Source organism: Cupriavidus sp. 01L45, from assembly GCF_056399885.1.
In genome coordinates this window covers 144512-158283 of record NZ_JBFTSG010000004.1, presented here as the reverse complement: position 1 = coordinate 158283, position 13772 = coordinate 144512, and the positions used below count along the sequence as shown (strand labels likewise).

The 13772-nt window shown below is 66.0% G+C and carries 16 protein-coding genes; 8 read left to right on the top strand and 8 right to left on the bottom strand.

Features of this window, described 5'->3' with window-relative positions; genetic code table 11:
- Positions 1 to 189 precede the first annotated feature (189 nt).
- From AC1DT6_RS04445 to AC1DT6_RS04430, 4 genes are all read left to right on the top strand, one after another.
- Positions 190 to 396: a hypothetical protein gene (locus AC1DT6_RS04445; protein ID WP_441627802.1), complete on the top strand. Its 207-nt coding sequence runs from the start codon at positions 190 to 192 to the stop codon at positions 394 to 396.
- A 44-nt stretch (positions 397 to 440) separates the two neighbouring features.
- On the top strand, positions 441 to 653 hold the full coding sequence (locus AC1DT6_RS04440) for a hypothetical protein (RefSeq protein ID WP_477114519.1): 213 nt from the start codon (positions 441 to 443) through the stop codon (positions 651 to 653).
- Between the two features lie 2 nt (positions 654 to 655).
- Positions 656 to 859 carry a hypothetical protein gene (locus AC1DT6_RS04435; protein ID WP_441627798.1) on the top strand — a complete coding sequence of 68 codons (204 nt, stop codon included), beginning with the start codon at positions 656 to 658 and terminating at the stop codon, positions 857 to 859.
- Positions 860 to 1370: 511 nt separating this feature from the next.
- Entirely contained in the window at positions 1371 to 1808 is a 438-nt protein-coding gene (locus AC1DT6_RS04430; protein WP_441627796.1) for a universal stress protein, read from the top strand.
- A gap of 40 nt (positions 1809 to 1848) precedes the next feature.
- Here the strand turns inward: AC1DT6_RS04430 and AC1DT6_RS04425 are convergent, their stop codons facing one another.
- The 8 genes from AC1DT6_RS04425 to AC1DT6_RS04390 all read right to left on the bottom strand — a co-directional run bounded on the left by AC1DT6_RS04425 (position 1849) and on the right by AC1DT6_RS04390 (position 8773).
- The gene (locus AC1DT6_RS04425; RefSeq protein ID WP_441627794.1) at positions 1849 to 2346 is read right to left on the bottom strand and encodes an SRPBCC family protein; all 498 of its coding nucleotides are present in this window, start codon (positions 2344 to 2346) and stop codon (positions 1849 to 1851) included.
- An 83-nt stretch (positions 2347 to 2429) separates the two neighbouring features.
- Positions 2430 to 2879 (bottom strand): HU family DNA-binding protein, encoded by a 450-nt coding sequence (locus tag AC1DT6_RS04420; RefSeq protein WP_441627792.1) that lies wholly within the window; start codon positions 2877 to 2879, stop codon positions 2430 to 2432.
- Between the two features lie 348 nt (positions 2880 to 3227).
- Positions 3228 to 3398, bottom strand: coding sequence for a hypothetical protein (locus AC1DT6_RS04415; protein WP_441627790.1), 171 nt, complete (start codon positions 3396 to 3398; stop codon positions 3228 to 3230).
- Between the two features lie 414 nt (positions 3399 to 3812).
- Positions 3813 to 4142 carry a hypothetical protein gene (locus tag AC1DT6_RS04410; protein ID WP_035861420.1) on the bottom strand — a complete coding sequence of 110 codons (330 nt, stop codon included), beginning with the start codon at positions 4140 to 4142 and terminating at the stop codon, positions 3813 to 3815.
- 254 nt (positions 4143 to 4396) lie between these two features.
- Positions 4397 to 5758: a GntP family permease gene (locus AC1DT6_RS04405; RefSeq protein ID WP_477114518.1), complete on the bottom strand. Its 1362-nt coding sequence runs from the start codon at positions 5756 to 5758 to the stop codon at positions 4397 to 4399.
- A gap of 117 nt (positions 5759 to 5875) precedes the next feature.
- Positions 5876 to 6268 carry a RidA family protein gene (locus AC1DT6_RS04400; RefSeq protein WP_035861414.1) on the bottom strand — a complete coding sequence of 131 codons (393 nt, stop codon included), beginning with the start codon at positions 6266 to 6268 and terminating at the stop codon, positions 5876 to 5878.
- 103 nt (positions 6269 to 6371) lie between these two features.
- On the bottom strand, positions 6372 to 7865 hold the full coding sequence (locus AC1DT6_RS04395; protein ID WP_477114517.1) for an N-acyl-D-amino-acid deacylase family protein: 1494 nt from the start codon (positions 7863 to 7865) through the stop codon (positions 6372 to 6374).
- A gap of 2 nt (positions 7866 to 7867) precedes the next feature.
- A complete protein-coding gene (locus AC1DT6_RS04390; protein WP_477114526.1) occupies positions 7868 to 8773 on the bottom strand; it encodes a MurR/RpiR family transcriptional regulator in 906 nt (301 codons plus the stop codon).
- A gap of 149 nt (positions 8774 to 8922) precedes the next feature.
- On the opposite strand from AC1DT6_RS04390, the gene AC1DT6_RS04385 reads away from it, so the two are divergent.
- The 4 genes from AC1DT6_RS04385 to AC1DT6_RS04370 all read left to right on the top strand — a co-directional run bounded on the left by AC1DT6_RS04385 (position 8923) and on the right by AC1DT6_RS04370 (position 13691).
- On the top strand, positions 8923 to 10191 hold the full coding sequence (locus AC1DT6_RS04385; protein WP_441627785.1) for an amino acid deaminase: 1269 nt from the start codon (positions 8923 to 8925) through the stop codon (positions 10189 to 10191).
- A 72-nt stretch (positions 10192 to 10263) separates the two neighbouring features.
- Positions 10264 to 11199: a sugar kinase gene (locus AC1DT6_RS04380; protein ID WP_441627783.1), complete on the top strand. Its 936-nt coding sequence runs from the start codon at positions 10264 to 10266 to the stop codon at positions 11197 to 11199.
- A gap of 102 nt (positions 11200 to 11301) precedes the next feature.
- Positions 11302 to 11946: a bifunctional 4-hydroxy-2-oxoglutarate aldolase/2-dehydro-3-deoxy-phosphogluconate aldolase gene (gene eda, locus AC1DT6_RS04375; protein WP_441627781.1), complete on the top strand. Its 645-nt coding sequence runs from the start codon at positions 11302 to 11304 to the stop codon at positions 11944 to 11946.
- An 86-nt stretch (positions 11947 to 12032) separates the two neighbouring features.
- On the top strand, positions 12033 to 13691 hold the full coding sequence (locus tag AC1DT6_RS04370; RefSeq protein ID WP_441627779.1) for a phospholipase D family protein: 1659 nt from the start codon (positions 12033 to 12035) through the stop codon (positions 13689 to 13691).
- The last annotated feature ends 81 nt before the right edge of the window (positions 13692 to 13772 follow it).

Sequence of the window (13772 nt, the reverse complement as noted above, 5' to 3'; positions counted from 1 at the left end):
ATATTGAAAACGAATCCATGCTGGCACGGTCAGCACCTGCGCGGTTTTGCCTGACGCTCTTGTGCGGAGACCCGCCCTCCATCCATGTGGGAGGCGTCTGGATTTTTATGCCCATCCGAAGTTTACTGAGTGGAATGACGCCTGCAAGGAAGCGATCGAAACGCGGGCGATGAAGTGGGGGTGCGAAACATGGAATTGAAATACAAAGGCCGAACCGTCTCCATCCACACACTCAAGGCCGCCCCCGATAGTTGGGATTGGTCTTACGTCATCCACGGCGTCGAAACCAGGCGGCATGCCGATGCGCTTGCCCGGTCGGAAGATGTTGCGGTGGAGTGCGCTTTTCAAGCGGCCCGGAAAGTCATTGATCGCTTGTCGGAAGAGGACAATGACTAGCGTCATCACAAGCCGGGATTGATCGACGGCAGCGGAGGCAGCCAATGGATCGCGACACCATGGAGTACAAGGGGTTCGTCATCCATGTCTTCTGCGAGATGATCAAGGATGGCTCGTACACGGCATCGTGCGAAATCTGGGAAGACGCGGCTGTCGTGCACGATGCCAGATCGATTGGCCGGAACTCCGCCACTGYCGCGGATGCGAAGGCGGCGGCTTACGGATGGGCGAGGCAGTGGATAGACAGCAATTCTTGAGCATGAGGCGGGGCCGGTACCTCGGCGGCGTCTGGCCGGATCTCAATGACATCCGGACGCACTGGCGGACAAGGGGTGGAAGCGCGCTGGCGCGGGACAGGCACCTGAAGGCAGGCTCGAACGATTGCGAGGGCCGCGTGACGTACAAGGCAGTGGCCACGGCGCTGGCCTACGAGTACATGCCTGCCGACCAGTTGCTGGACTGATTCCGTGCCGCAACAACGCCGCCGTCGGGTTGCTTCATTCGCTATCGGGGTGCGATGGAGGTGCGGTCCAAATTACCTCCGCCTGTTCCTGGCACGGCGCGGCGACCGGTGTCGCAAGCATGGCGCATCAGGACGGTCTTCCTGCCATATCCGGCCATATCGCCTCGTGAGCTCGGCTTCACTGCGCGAAGCCATCCGCTTTTTGTACGCAAGAGATGAGCGGCCGCGCGTATGCTGAGTATGCTGGATAAAGTAGACGCTCACCTGACCAACCGGAGGGAATCATGACCGCGCCTGTTACACCCCAGGTTATGCCCAAGTGCCCGTCATGCGGCGCGCAAGGGATGGATAAGATTGCCCACCGTCATCAGCTCTCGCACAGCAATGTTCCCCTCTTCGTTGTCGTTCACTGTAATGAGTGCGGGCATGTTTATGGGGTCCTGCCACACTCGCAGGCATAGGCAGGTCCGCGCTACGCAACGCCGCTTTTCCTAGTCGCGAGGAGGCAGCCATGTTCAAGCATCTTCTGGTACCCACGGACGGATCCCCGCTCTCCGAAACCGCAGTCAGAATGGCGATGCTGGTCGCCAGGGACTTCCAGGCGAAGGTAACAGGCATTCACGTCATTCCCGAGTTTCGCGTCTTTACCCATCGCGTCGACATGCTCGAGGATGCGCAGGAGCGCTTTGCCCAAAGGGCTGAACACCATGCGGCGCAATACCTGGGCGTGATCGCGCAAGCCGCGAAGGAAGCAGGGGTGGAGTGCGAAACGGTCTGTGTAACCGGCGACCATCCTTATGAGGCGATCCTCCTGGCGGTGGAGGAGCGGGGCTGCGACCTTGTCGTCATGGCCTCGCACGGCCGATCTGGCATTCAGGGGCTGCTGATCGGCAGTGAAACCCAGAAAGTCCTGACGCATGGCACGATCCCGGTTCTTGTGTATCGTTGAGGGATCGTGCCCGGTTGACAGCGCCTGAAGCGCACCGCCTTCAGGCGGCTTGGCGGGTACCGATTCCTTCGCTCACGCTGCCCTGCGCGAGCCGCCTCCAGTTCTTCGCTGCATAGGCATGGGCTTGCCTTAATGCTGCCCACAGACCGACCAGCCTGAGTCTCTTCAGCAAGCCTCTGGCTTCGAATTCCGTCGTGCGCCGGACCCGTGTCCTGCCATCCCCGAGCGATTCAAGGGTGAAGGTGTCGATCAGCCTGCCAACCCAGGCGCGGCACCAGACGGTACTTTCCAGCATCTGGTACTGCAGCAGCCGGTCCGGCTCCAGTTGCAGGATGCGCTGGTTGATCGTGCCGCGGTCCGTGGTGCATTGGCGCGTATTCCCGACCGCGGCGGTGCCTTCCAGGACCCGGCAGCTCACTGGCTTGGGAATTCCGAACCAGAACAGCAACGGGCGCGACGTATCCATGCGCGCATGCAGGAAGTGCGGCCAGACATGCCGCGGCTCGCATTCGAAAATCCACTCGGATTTGATCTCCATAACCTGTGCCCGATTGCGGATAGTGGTTGGAGGAAACAAAAGGGAGCCGCGCGGGCTCCCCTCGTTCAACAGGCCGGCACGGCTTACAGTGCGGCGTCTTTCAGCTTCTTCATCGGGCGTACCTTGACCTTGACGGTTGCCGGCTTGGCGGCGAACCACTGGTCTTCGCCGGTGAAGGGGTTCTTGCCGAAGCGCTTCTTGGTGGCGGGAACCTGGGTGGCGACGACCTTGAGCAGGCCCGGCAGGGTGAACTCGCCGGCGCCCTTCTTGTGGACAGCGCTGAGCACCGTGTTTTCGAGATGGGCCAGCACGGTCTTGACTGTCTTGGCATCCAGTTCGGTCTGGGCGACGAGGTGGGCGACAAGGCTGGATTTGTTGAAGGTGTCCTTCAGGGGTTTCACCGCCGGTGCGGCTGCTGCGACCTTCCTGGCCGGCGCGGCCTTCTTTGCCGGTGCTGCTTTCTTTGCCGGCGCTGCCTTCTTGGCGGCAGGCTTGGCGGTGGTCTTTACGACAGCATTTGCTTTGGTAGCCATGGGTCTTGAATCTTGTGTTCGTTGAATTGCCGCCTGCTGCCGACGGCAGCAGGCGCGCGGCGAGCATAGCACTCCGCGCGGCGCATGCCAAACGCGCGCCATCGGCGCGATTCAGGCTGACACGGCCGTCGATGGCCGCGCGGATCATGGCTTGCAGGCGCTCCGGTCCGCGGATGTGGTGAATAAGGCTATTAAAATGCGAACGATCCGACGCGGATCGCGGTGGTCAGGCGGAGCGGCTCCGCATGCCAACCACGGCGGCAGGTCATGCAACCGTTGGCAGTTGCTGGTCCGCTTTGGCGCCGAGGCCGAAGCGGCGACCGCGATTCTGCGCAAGCACTGCCGAGCCTACGACGGATCTTTGGTACGCGTACGCGAAACGGCTCCCATGATGCCCAGGCCGAGGGCGATGATACACACGATGCCCACATAGACCTGTGCCACACCAGCGGTAACGAGACCCCACGCTATGCCGCCGACGAGCAGCAGCAGTCCTACCAGGTAGAGCGCGAACGACATGAGGCAGCTCCTTGCAAAGCGCCGCGAACCGTCGCGGCATAGGAGCAATTTAGTCGGCGGGTCCGCTGTCGGCTATCGGAGGATCGCGGAGATTGACGTAGGCCGGTTCTGACTTGTCCAGTGTGGCAAGTCCAGTGGCGCCTGGTGCAAGGCAATGGTTTCGGGGCGCGTGCGTCTTGGTGTCGCGCACCCCGTAGCCCTTGAGGAGGACGATTTCGCCATCCTGGATTACGGCGTGCGCGAGACCTGGGGCTTTGCTGTCCTGCATCGACACTGCGATGAGCCGGCGGCACGCTTCGCATCGGAAGGGAGCGAAGGCGCGCATGCCGGGCAATGCGCGATCCGGTTACGCGCCTGGCAACCACGCGCGGCGGCGCGCCATGTGCACGCCATTGGCGCGGCAGGAAAGACGCCTTACTTGGCGGGCGCTTCCGCCGCGCGCTTGTCGGCGTCGCGCAGCCGCTTGACGGCTTTGCCCAGCAGGCCGCCTTCGCTATCGGATACCGCGGCTTCCAGCGTTGCCAGCGCTGCCTTGATCTGCGCGCCGTGGGCGGCGGAGAAGGCCTGGTCTTCAATCAGGGCGTCGGCCTCCTTGCGGGCGCGCTTGCCCAGCTTGCGGGCGAACTCGGGGTCGAGCTGGCCCTGGGCGGTGGCGTTGGCGATATGGTCGAGCAGGGCGATCAGGCCTGGCGCCGTAGTGGTGGCCGGCACGGCTTCCTCGGTCTTCCTGAGCTTTTTGGGCATAGTTCTTTTCCTCCGGTTGGGGCTCGATTCTATCGCTGGGGCAGAAGCGGGGCCTGCTTCCAAATATGAAAGATTCATGACAGCCGCGAGCAGGGCAGCCTCGCCACCCAGCGATTTGCTGCGGTGCACACCATAGCACATCGCGGCACGGAATCCCCGGGCCGGCACCACTGGCACCGGGGCACGGGGCATGAAAAAAGGGGAGGGGCACTGCGTGCGCCTCCCCTTTTCTGTGGCTGCCGCCCCGCGGATGGTCAGACCACCGTGGCCAGCGCCAGGGTCAGCAGCAGCGCGATCACCGAGATCAGGGTTTCGCAGACCGACCAGGTCTTGAAGGTCTGGGCCACGGTCATGTTGAAATACTCCTTGACCAGCCAGAAGCCGCCGTCGTTCACGTGCGAGAGGATCAGCGATCCGGCGCCCGTGGTCAGCACCAGCAGTTCGGGCCGGGTGCCCGGCACGCTGGCGGCGATCGGCGCGACGATGCCGGCTGCGGTGGTCATGGCTACCGTGGCGGATCCGGTGGCGATTCGGATCAGCACCGCGACCAGCCAGCCGAGCAGCAGCACCGACACATGCGCGCCGGTGGCCACGTCGACGATGGCGTTGGAGATGCCCGAATCGCGCAGCACGCGGCCAAAGCCGCCGCCGGCGCCGACCACCAGCGTGATGATGGCGGTGGGCGCCACGCACTCGTTGGTGAACTTCAGGATGTTTTCCCGGTTGAAGCCGCGGGCCTTGCCGAAGGTGTAGAAGCTCACCAGCGCGGCGATCAGCAGGGCGATCACCGAATTGCCGATCAGCTTGAGGAAATCATTGAAAAAGGTCTTGGGCGTGCTGATGACATCCGCCCAGCTGCCGATCAGCATCAGGAACACGGGCAGCAGGATGGTAAACAGCGTGATGCCGAAGCCGGGCAACTGGTGCGATGCCTTGACGCTCTCKTCTTCCTCGGTGAACTGTTCGGCCAGCGGATTGATATCCGGCAGCTTGACGTAGCGGTCCATCAGCTTGGCGAACAGCGGGCCGGCGATGGCGGCGGTGGGGATGCCGACGATCAGCGCGTACATGATGGTCTTGCCGATGTCCGCCTTGTAGGCGGTCACCGCCAGCAGCGCGGCAGGGTGCGGCGGGATCAGCCCGTGCACCACCGACAGGCCTGCCACCATCGGGATGCCCACCAGCACCATGGAGGTCCCGGTGCGCTTGGCCACGTTGAAGGCGATCGGCACCAGCAGCACGAAGCCCACCTCGAAGAACACCGGCAAGCCGACGATAAAGGCGATGGTGACCATGGCCCAGTGCACGTTCTTCTCGCCGAAGGCATCGATCAGCGTGCGCGCGATGCGTTCGGCGCCGCCGGATTCGGCCATCATCTTGCCGAGCATGGTGCCCAGGCCCACGACCAGCGCGATGTGGCCCAGGGTGCCGCCCACGCCGGCCTCGAACGATTTGACGATGTCGCCCATCGGCATGCCCACGGCAAAGCCGAGCAGCACCGACACGACAACCAGTGTGATGAAGGGGTTGAGCTTGAACTTCGCGATCAGCACGACCAGTGCGATCACGGCGATCAGCGCGTAAAGCAAGAGTGTGGTTCCGGTTACGGCGCCCATATTGTCTCCTTTGTGCGGGGTCCGCCGGTGGCCCGGCGGGGCTCCCCCGCGTCCGCTATGAAAAGGGCCGCGCTGGCGGCGGCCGGTTCAGGTTGTTCGTGGCAGGCTGGCCTGGGTTCAGGCCGCCGGCTTCTTGTAGGCGATGCAGTCCACTTCCACCTTGCAGTCGACCACCATGCTCGACTGCACGCAGGCGCGCGCCGGCGGGTTGGCGCCGAAGTATTCCTTGAAGATCTTGTTGAAGGAGGCGAAGTCGCGCGCGTCGTCCAGCCAGACGCCGCAACGCACGATGTGCTCGGTGCCGTAGCCGGCTTCGGCCAGGATGGCCAGTACGTTCTTGATGGCCTGGTGGGTCTGGGGCACGATGCCGCCGTCGATCACCTCGCCGGCCACCATCGGCACCTGGCCGGACACGTAGAGCCAGCCGTCGGCTTGCACGGCACGGGCAAAGGGCATGTGCTGGCCACCGGTGCCGGCGCCGCCTTCGACGCCAAATCGCTTGATATCCATGGGGAACTCCTGAAGCAAATTGCAGATTGGGTTTATTGCTGGCCGCGCGGCACGGGGCGCGCGGCCGGGATTCACCACGCGGATTGCCGGCCGCGCGGCCTCGTTACTGTGGCGTTGCGGCGTTCGCCCCTGCGGGCTTGCCGCGTGCAAGGAAGCGGCCCGCGCGCGTGCCGGTGGGCCGGCGCTGTTGCCACGACAACTCGCCGTTGACCCACACCGCGGCGATGCCCTCGGCCGGTTGCATGGGGTCGGTGAAGCTGGCCGCATCGCGAATCGTGGCGGCGTCGAACAGGACCAGGTCCGCCCAGTAGCCTTCGCGCACGAAGCCGCGTTCAGTCAGGCCGAAGCGTTCGGCCGACAGCCCCGTCATCTTGTGGATCGCTACCGTCAGCGGGAACAGCTCGCGATCGCGCGCGTAATGGCCAAGCACACGCGGAAAAGCGCCCCACAGGCGCGGGTGGGGCAGGGGGTCGTTGGGCAAGCCATCGGAACCCACCACGGTGGCGGGGTGGCTCAGGATGCGGTCCACGTCCGCGTCTTCCATGCAGTGATAGACCGCGCCGGCCGGCTGCAGGCGGCGCGCGGCGTCTTCCAGGCCGAGCTCCCACTCGGCGGCGATGTCGGCCAGCAGCCGGCCGCCCATGTCCGGGTGCGGTTCGGACCAGGTCACCWTGATGTCGAAATCGCTGGTSACCTGCTTGAGGTCGAGCGTGGAGGAACTGGCGGTGTAGGGATAGCAATCGCATCCCACCGGCTGCCAGCGCTGGGCCCGCTCCAGCGTGTCCAGCACCTCGGCGCTGCGGCCCCAGTTGTCGACGCCGGCGCATTTCAGGTGCGAGATCACCACGGGCACGCGCGCGTGCCGGCCGATGCGGAAGGCTTCGTCCATCGCTTCCAGGATCTCGGCGAACTCGCTGCGCAGGTGGGTGGCATAGAGCGCGCCGGCGCGGGCCAGCGGTTCGGCCAGCGCCAGCACTTCGTCGGTGGTGGCGGAGAACGCATTGGCGTAGGCCAGCCCGGTGGACAGGCCAAGCGCGCCATGGTCGAGCGCTTCCTCAAGCTGCGCGCGCATGGCGGCGATCTCGGCCGCGGTGGCGGTGCGGTCCAGCCGGTCCATATGGTTGCTGCGCAGCGCGGTATGGCCGACCAGGGCCGCCACGTTGACGGCCGGCTGCGCCGCCTGCACGGCTTGCGCGTAGGCGGCGAAATCGGGATAGCGGAAGGCATCGGCGGTGCCCAGCAGGTTCATCGGATCGGGCGGTTCGCCGCGCAGCGCGACGGGCGCCGCGCTGATGCCGCAATTGCCGACGATCACGGTGGTGACGCCCTGCGACAGCTTGGGCGTCATCTCGGGCTGGCGTATCACATTGGTGTCGTCGTGCGTGTGCACGTCGATAAAGCCAGGGGCCAGCACCAGCCCTTCGCCTTGCACCACATGCGCGGCGCTGCCGGGATCGATGCCGTCGGCACCGTCCTCGAGCATGGCGATGCGGGCGATGCGCCCGGCGCGCAGCGCCACGTCGGCCAGGCGCGCTTCGGCGCCGGAGCCGTCGAGCAGGGTCGCGCCGCGGATCAGGGTGTCAAACAGTTCAGGCATGGTCAGTCTCCGAGCGGCTGGCGGCTTTCCGGGGCATCCGGTCCGGCAGTGTTGCCGCGGTGCGCGTCGAGCACGTACTTGAGCCGCCGCAATTGCTCCTGGCTCTGGTCCTGCTGGAGCAGGGCGAGCTGGGTAGCCAGCACGTCCATCACCAGCAGCATCGCGTAGCGCGAGGCCGAGGGCTTGAAAATAAAATCGGTTTCCAGCGTGCGCACCGGCAACAGCACGTCGGCGCGTGCCGCCAGCGGCGAGCCCAGCGCGGTCACCGCGACCAGCTTCGCGCCGTATTCGCGGGCAATATCGCAACTGGCCAGCATCTCGGGCACATTGCCCGTGGCGGAGAAGGCAAGCACGACATCGTCCTTTTGCAAGGTGGCCGCCACCATCTTCTGCAGCAGCGCGTCCTGGTAGCTGGCCACGGGACGGCCCAGGCGGGCCAGGCGGTAACGCGCCTCGTCGGCCATGAAGGACGAGCCGCCACCCATGCCAAAAGCGTAGACCATGCGTGCCTCCAGCAACAGGCGCGCCGCACGCTCCATATGGTCGGGGTCGATCAGCTTGCGGTTGACCTCAAGTGAGTCCAGGATATCCGCATGAATGCTGTCGGCCAGCGTGGCCGGGGACGGCTCCGCCGCGCGGGCGACTTCCGCCTGCAGGAAACGCTGGCCCACCGCGGTGGCTTGCGCCAGGCGCAGCTTCAGGTCGCGCACGTCGCGGCAGCCGATGGCCTTGGCGAAACGGGTCACGCTGGCCTCGCTCACCCCGGCCTGGCGCGCCAGTTCGTTGATGCTGGTGGCCGCCGCGCCAGCCAGGTCCTGCAGGATCACTTGCGCGACCTTCTGCTCGGCCAGGCGCAGCGTGGGGCCACGCTCGGCAATGCGGGTCAGGATGTCGAAGGGCGYGGACATGGTTGGCAGGTCGGTGGTGGAGGCAAGCGGGTCCATCGGGCCGATGTTGCCCCGGAGCCAGCTTTGAATGTTACTTTATAACAAGGGTGAAATATCGTAATTTCAAGGCTATCATTACGTCAATCGGAATTTTTCAGGATGATGGCAACATGCGTGAAATAAAGTACCAAGCCGGCACGATCGATCCGCTCAACAAGGCGCTGGGCAAGCTCGAGGCGCCGCTGGCGCCCGATGACGCTGGCCAGGTAGGCTGGAAATTGCTGGCCGAAGACCTGAGCCTGCCGGCGGCGGTGCTGTATGAAGAGCGCCTGGTGCATAACCTGGAGTGGATGCGCCGCTTCATGGGCGAGTACGGTGTGCAGCTGGCGCCGCATGGCAAGACCACCATGGCGCCCAAGCTGTTCGCGCGCCAGCTTGCCGCCGGCGCCTGGGGCATCACCCTGGCCACCGCGCACCAGACCGCCGCCGCGTATGCGCACGGCGTGCGGCGCGTGATGATGGCCAACCAGCTGGTTGGCCGCCGCAATATGGAAATCGTGGCCGACCTGCTGCGCGATCCGGATTTCGAGTTCTTCACGCTGGTGGATTCGCCTGAACTGGTGGACCAACTCGGCGCCTATTTCAGTGGCCGCGGGCAGCAGCTACAGGTCTTGCTGGAGCTGGGCGTGACAGGCGGCCGTACCGGCGTGCGCGACGCGCGGCAGCAGGAGGCGGTGCTGGCGGCGCTGGCGCGCTGGCCCGGCGTGCTGTCGCTGGCCGGCGTGGAAATCTACGAAGGGGTGCTGAAGGAAGAGGCCGACATCCGCGCGTTCCTGCAACGCACCGTCGCGGTGACGCGCGAACTGGCCGCGGCGAGGCGCTTCGGCCGCAACCCGGTGGTGATGTCCGGCGCGGGCTCGGCCTGGTACGACGTAGTGGCGGAGGAGTTCGCCCGCACCGACATCGGCACGCCGATCGACATCGTGCTGCGCCCCGGCTGTTACCTCACGCACGACGTCGGCATCTACCGCGCCGCGCAGCAACGCATCCTGGCCAGCAACCCGGTCGCGCAGAAGATGCGCGAAGGCCTGCTCCCGGCGTTGCAACTGTGGGCCTATGTGCAGTCGATTCCCGAGCCTGACCGCGCCATCATCGGCATGGGCAAGCGCGACGCCGCCTTCGACGCCGGCATGCCGCTGCCCGCCCAGGTGTACCGCCCCGGCACGGAGGCCCCGGTGCCGGTGCCCGTGCACTGGGAAGTCACCGGCATGATGGACCAGCACGCATACCTGCAGATCCGGCCGGGCGACGATCTCAAGGTCGGCGACATGGTTGCCTTTGATATTTCGCATCCATGCCTTACCTTCGACAAATGGCGCCATATCCCGGTGCTCGACGGCGACCTGCGCGTGATCGACCTCGTGCAGACGTTTTTCTGAAACGGCATCGCAGGCAGCAGTGACGAGCAGCAACGAACAGYAACGACAGCAACGACAGGGGACGCTTGCACCATGAGCATCGACATTCTCGCTTTCGGCGAAGCACTGGTTGAATTCAACCAGCAGCCCGACGATCCCACGCGCTACCTGCAAGGGTTTGGCGGCGACACTTCCAACTTCTGCATCGCGGCCGCGCGGCAGGGCGCGCATGCCGGCTATATCAGCGCGGTGGGCGAGGACACCTTCGGCGAACGGCTGCTGGCGCTATGGACGCAGGAGCGGGTCGATACGCGCCACGTGCGCGTCGATGCCGGTGCGCCGACCGGCGTGTACTTCGTCACGCACGACGCGCACGGTCACCGCTTCGACTACCTGCGCAGCGGCTCCGCGGCCAGCCACTACAGCCACGAGAACCTGCCGCACCACGCCATCGCCGAGGCGCGCTACCTGCATGTTTCCGGCATCAGCCTGGCGATCAGCACCAACGCCTGCGACGCCGGCCTGGCGGCAATGGAGCACGCGCGCAAGGCGGGTTGCAAGGTCACGCTCGACACCAACCTGCGCCTGCGGCTCTGGACGCTCGCACGCGCACGCGGCATCATGCGCGAGGCCTTTGCGCTGACCGACGTATGCCTGCCAAGCTGGGACGACATCACGGTGCTGACTGGTCTCAACGACCGCGACGCCATCGTAGACTACCTGCTGGGCTGCGGCATCGGGCTGGTGGCGCTGAAGCTGGGCGAGGAGGGTGCCTATGTGGCGACCCCCGACGCCCGCTCGCTGGTGCCGCCGTACCCGGTGCGCCCGCTCGATGCCACCGGCGCCGGCGACTGCTTCGGCGGCAGTTTCGTCGCTCGCCTGGCCGCTGGCGACGATCCCTTCGAGGCCGCGCGCTATGCCAACGTCGCGGCCGCGCTGTCCACCACCGGCTACGGCGCCGTGGCGCCGATCCCGTTTATCGAAACCGTGCTGGCGCGAATGGCCCAGTCGGTTTCCGTGATTGCCTGATACCGCCTGGCGCCCGGCGCCGCCCAACGGGCGGCCGGGCAGGCCGGCTTGCAACCCCAAGCGCCAAGTCCCATCGTCCGACCTTACCGAACACCCACTGCCATGCAAACTCAATCTCCCTCGCTGATCGAACGCCTTGTTAACGTGCCGGTGATCCCGGTGCTCGAGTTTTCCTCCGTCGACGAAGCCCTGCATGTGTCCGAAGCCCTGGTCGGCGGCGGCCTGCCGGTGCTGGAGATCACGCTGCGCACGCCCGTGGCGCTGGACGCCATCAAGGCCGTGGCGGCTGCGTTTCCGCAGGCCTGCGTGGGCGCGGGGACGGTGCTGACAGCGGCGGACCTCAAGGCCGTAGGCGATGCCGGCGCGCAATTCGCGGTCTCGCCCGGGCTCACGCCGGCACTGGCCGTGGCTGCGCAGGGCGCCGGCGTGGCGCTGCTGCCTGGCGTGGCCACCGCCAGCGAAGCGATGGCGGCCATGGAGGCCGGCTTCAAGTTCCTGAAGTTCTTCCCGGCGGAAGCGTCGGGCGGGGTGCCGATGCTCAAGTCGCTCTACGGACCTTTCGCGCAGTTGCGCTTCTGCCCCACCGGCGGCATCGATCTCGCGCGTGCGCCAAGCTATCTCGCTCTGCCCAATGTGGTGTGCGTGGGCGGCTCTTGGGTGGTACCCAAGGACGCCGTGGCCAAGGGCGACTGGGCGCGGGTGCGTACGCTGGCGCAGGAGGCTGCCGCGCTGCGCAAGAGCGCCTGACGCCTGCCTGGGGCGTCGGACAAAGGCGGATAGCACGCCGCCTCGCCAGGTTCTAAGCTTGCCTTATCCGGACTGCTGGAGGCAGCATGTTTGCGCGATTGGCGGGAAAGGCGGCGGGTAGCGCGGCAAGCTCCGCGGGAAGCGGGGCCCGCCGGCTGCGCCGCGCGCTGGTTTGCGCGCTGGTCCTGTTCGCCGAGTCCTGCGCCAGCCTGCCACCGTCAGTTCCACGCGAGCAAACCGCCGCCCTGTCCGACCCTGCCACCACCGCCCTGGGGCGGTTGGTCGCGGAAAGCTCGCCCGACCCGGCCCTGTCCGGCTTCCACGTGATCGCTTCCGGCGAGGAAGCCTACGGCACCCTGATTTCGCTGGCGCAACATGCCACGCGCACGCTGGATCTCCAGTACTACATCATCGAGGCCGACGAATCCTCCCGCGAAATCCTGCACCAGGTGCGGGCCGCCGCCGAGCGGGGCGTGCGTGTGCGTGTTCTGGTCGATGACCTGCACAGCGATGGCGAGGACCGGGCCTTTCTGCGCTTCGCGGGACATCGCAATATCGAAGTGCGCATGTTCAACCCGTTCCCGGCGGGGCGCTTTTCCAAGTTCACGCGGATGCTCTCTTCCGCCACCGACGTCCGGCGCCTGAACCGGCGCATGCACAACAAGGCGTTTATCGCCGACAACGCACTGGCCATGACCGGCGGGCGCAACATAGGCAACGCCTATTTCGTGAGGGCGCCGGATACCAATTTCGTCGATCTCGACGTGATCGCGGCCGGGCCCGCCGTGCGCCGGCTCTCCGCTGCCTTTGACCAATACTGGAACAACCCGCTGGCGGTATCGGTGGAAACACTCGCGACCCCGGCCGAGACGGCGGACGCGGCCGCCAGCGCCGGTGGCGCCAGCGCGGCACGGCCCGAGCGGACCCTGGTCGACGCGGAAACCGAGCGCAAGCGCATCGAGGCACAGGGTATGACGCCGCCCGGCACAATCGACGCACGCGCCAGCTTCCTTGGGCGCCAGTTCGCGGGTGGTGGCAAGCTGGCGCTCGAATGGGCATCCGCCAGCGTGATGGTGGATGCGCCGAGCAAGGTGTCGCCGGACCAGGCGCCCGCCGCCCGCGAGACCATGGGTGAAGAACTGGGCCGCATGCTCAGCGGGGCGAACCGGGAGATCATCCTGATCTCGCCATACTTCATCCCTGGCGACCGCGGGGTGGCGTGGATGGCGGATCTGGTCAAGCGCGGCGTGAAAGTGCGCGTGCTGACCAACTCTCTGGCCGCCACCGATGCGCCCATCGTCCACGTCGGCTACCGGCGCTACCGGCCCGACCTGCTGCGCGCGGGCGTGGAACTGCATGAGCTGAAGTCGCGACCCGGCCGGCCGCAGAAAATCATCGGGGATTACACGTCGTCGCAGGCCAGCCTGCATGTGAAGGCCGCGGTCGCGGACCGTACCAACCTGTTCGTGGGTTCGATGAACTTCGATCCCCGCTCGGCCAGCCAGAACACCGAGACTGGCCTGATCATCCACAGCCCGAAGCTGGCGCAGCAAGTCGCACAGCTATTTGCCGGGGCGATCGATGACAACAGCTACCTGCTGCGCTTGTCCGGACAGGGCGCGGTGCAATGGGTGGATGGCAAGGGAGACAAGGCAGTGGTGTTGGATACCGAGCCGGATACCAGCTGGTCGAAGCGCACCTGGATCGACGTGCTCGCGCCATTCACGCCGGAGGAGCTGCTGTAACACCCCCGGCGCGCTGGCCGGGGATGACGAGCGAGGCGGCGGGTGGAGGCGGGCGGGTCGCGCCATGCCAGGCCCACGCCG

Bases quoted from the DNA above. Each gene is read 5' to 3' on its own strand.
- AC1DT6_RS04445 (WP_441627802.1), top strand. From the start codon at position 190: ATGGAATTGAAATACAAAGGCCGAACCGTCTCCATCCACACACTCAAG.
- AC1DT6_RS04435 (WP_441627798.1), top strand. From the start codon at position 656: ATGAGGCGGGGCCGGTACCTCGGCGGCGTCTGGCCGGATCTCAATGAC.
- AC1DT6_RS04430 (WP_441627796.1), top strand. From the start codon at position 1,371: ATGTTCAAGCATCTTCTGGTACCCACGGACGGATCCCCGCTCTCCGAA.
- AC1DT6_RS04425 (WP_441627794.1), bottom strand. From the start codon at position 2,346: ATGGAGATCAAATCCGAGTGGATTTTCGAATGCGAGCCGCGGCATGTC.
- AC1DT6_RS04420 (WP_441627792.1), bottom strand. From the start codon at position 2,879: ATGGCTACCAAAGCAAATGCTGTCGTAAAGACCACCGCCAAGCCTGCC.
- AC1DT6_RS04415 (WP_441627790.1), bottom strand. From the start codon at position 3,398: ATGTCGTTCGCGCTCTACCTGGTAGGACTGCTGCTGCTCGTCGGCGGC.
- AC1DT6_RS04410 (WP_035861420.1), bottom strand. From the start codon at position 4,142: ATGCCCAAAAAGCTCAGGAAGACCGAGGAAGCCGTGCCGGCCACCACT.
- AC1DT6_RS04400 (WP_035861414.1), bottom strand. From the start codon at position 6,268: ATGGATATCAAGCGATTTGGCGTCGAAGGCGGCGCCGGCACCGGTGGC.
- AC1DT6_RS04385 (WP_441627785.1), top strand. From the start codon at position 8,923: ATGCGTGAAATAAAGTACCAAGCCGGCACGATCGATCCGCTCAACAAG.
- AC1DT6_RS04380 (WP_441627783.1), top strand. From the start codon at position 10,264: ATGAGCATCGACATTCTCGCTTTCGGCGAAGCACTGGTTGAATTCAAC.
- eda (WP_441627781.1), top strand. From the start codon at position 11,302: ATGCAAACTCAATCTCCCTCGCTGATCGAACGCCTTGTTAACGTGCCG.
- AC1DT6_RS04370 (WP_441627779.1), top strand. From the start codon at position 12,033: ATGTTTGCGCGATTGGCGGGAAAGGCGGCGGGTAGCGCGGCAAGCTCC.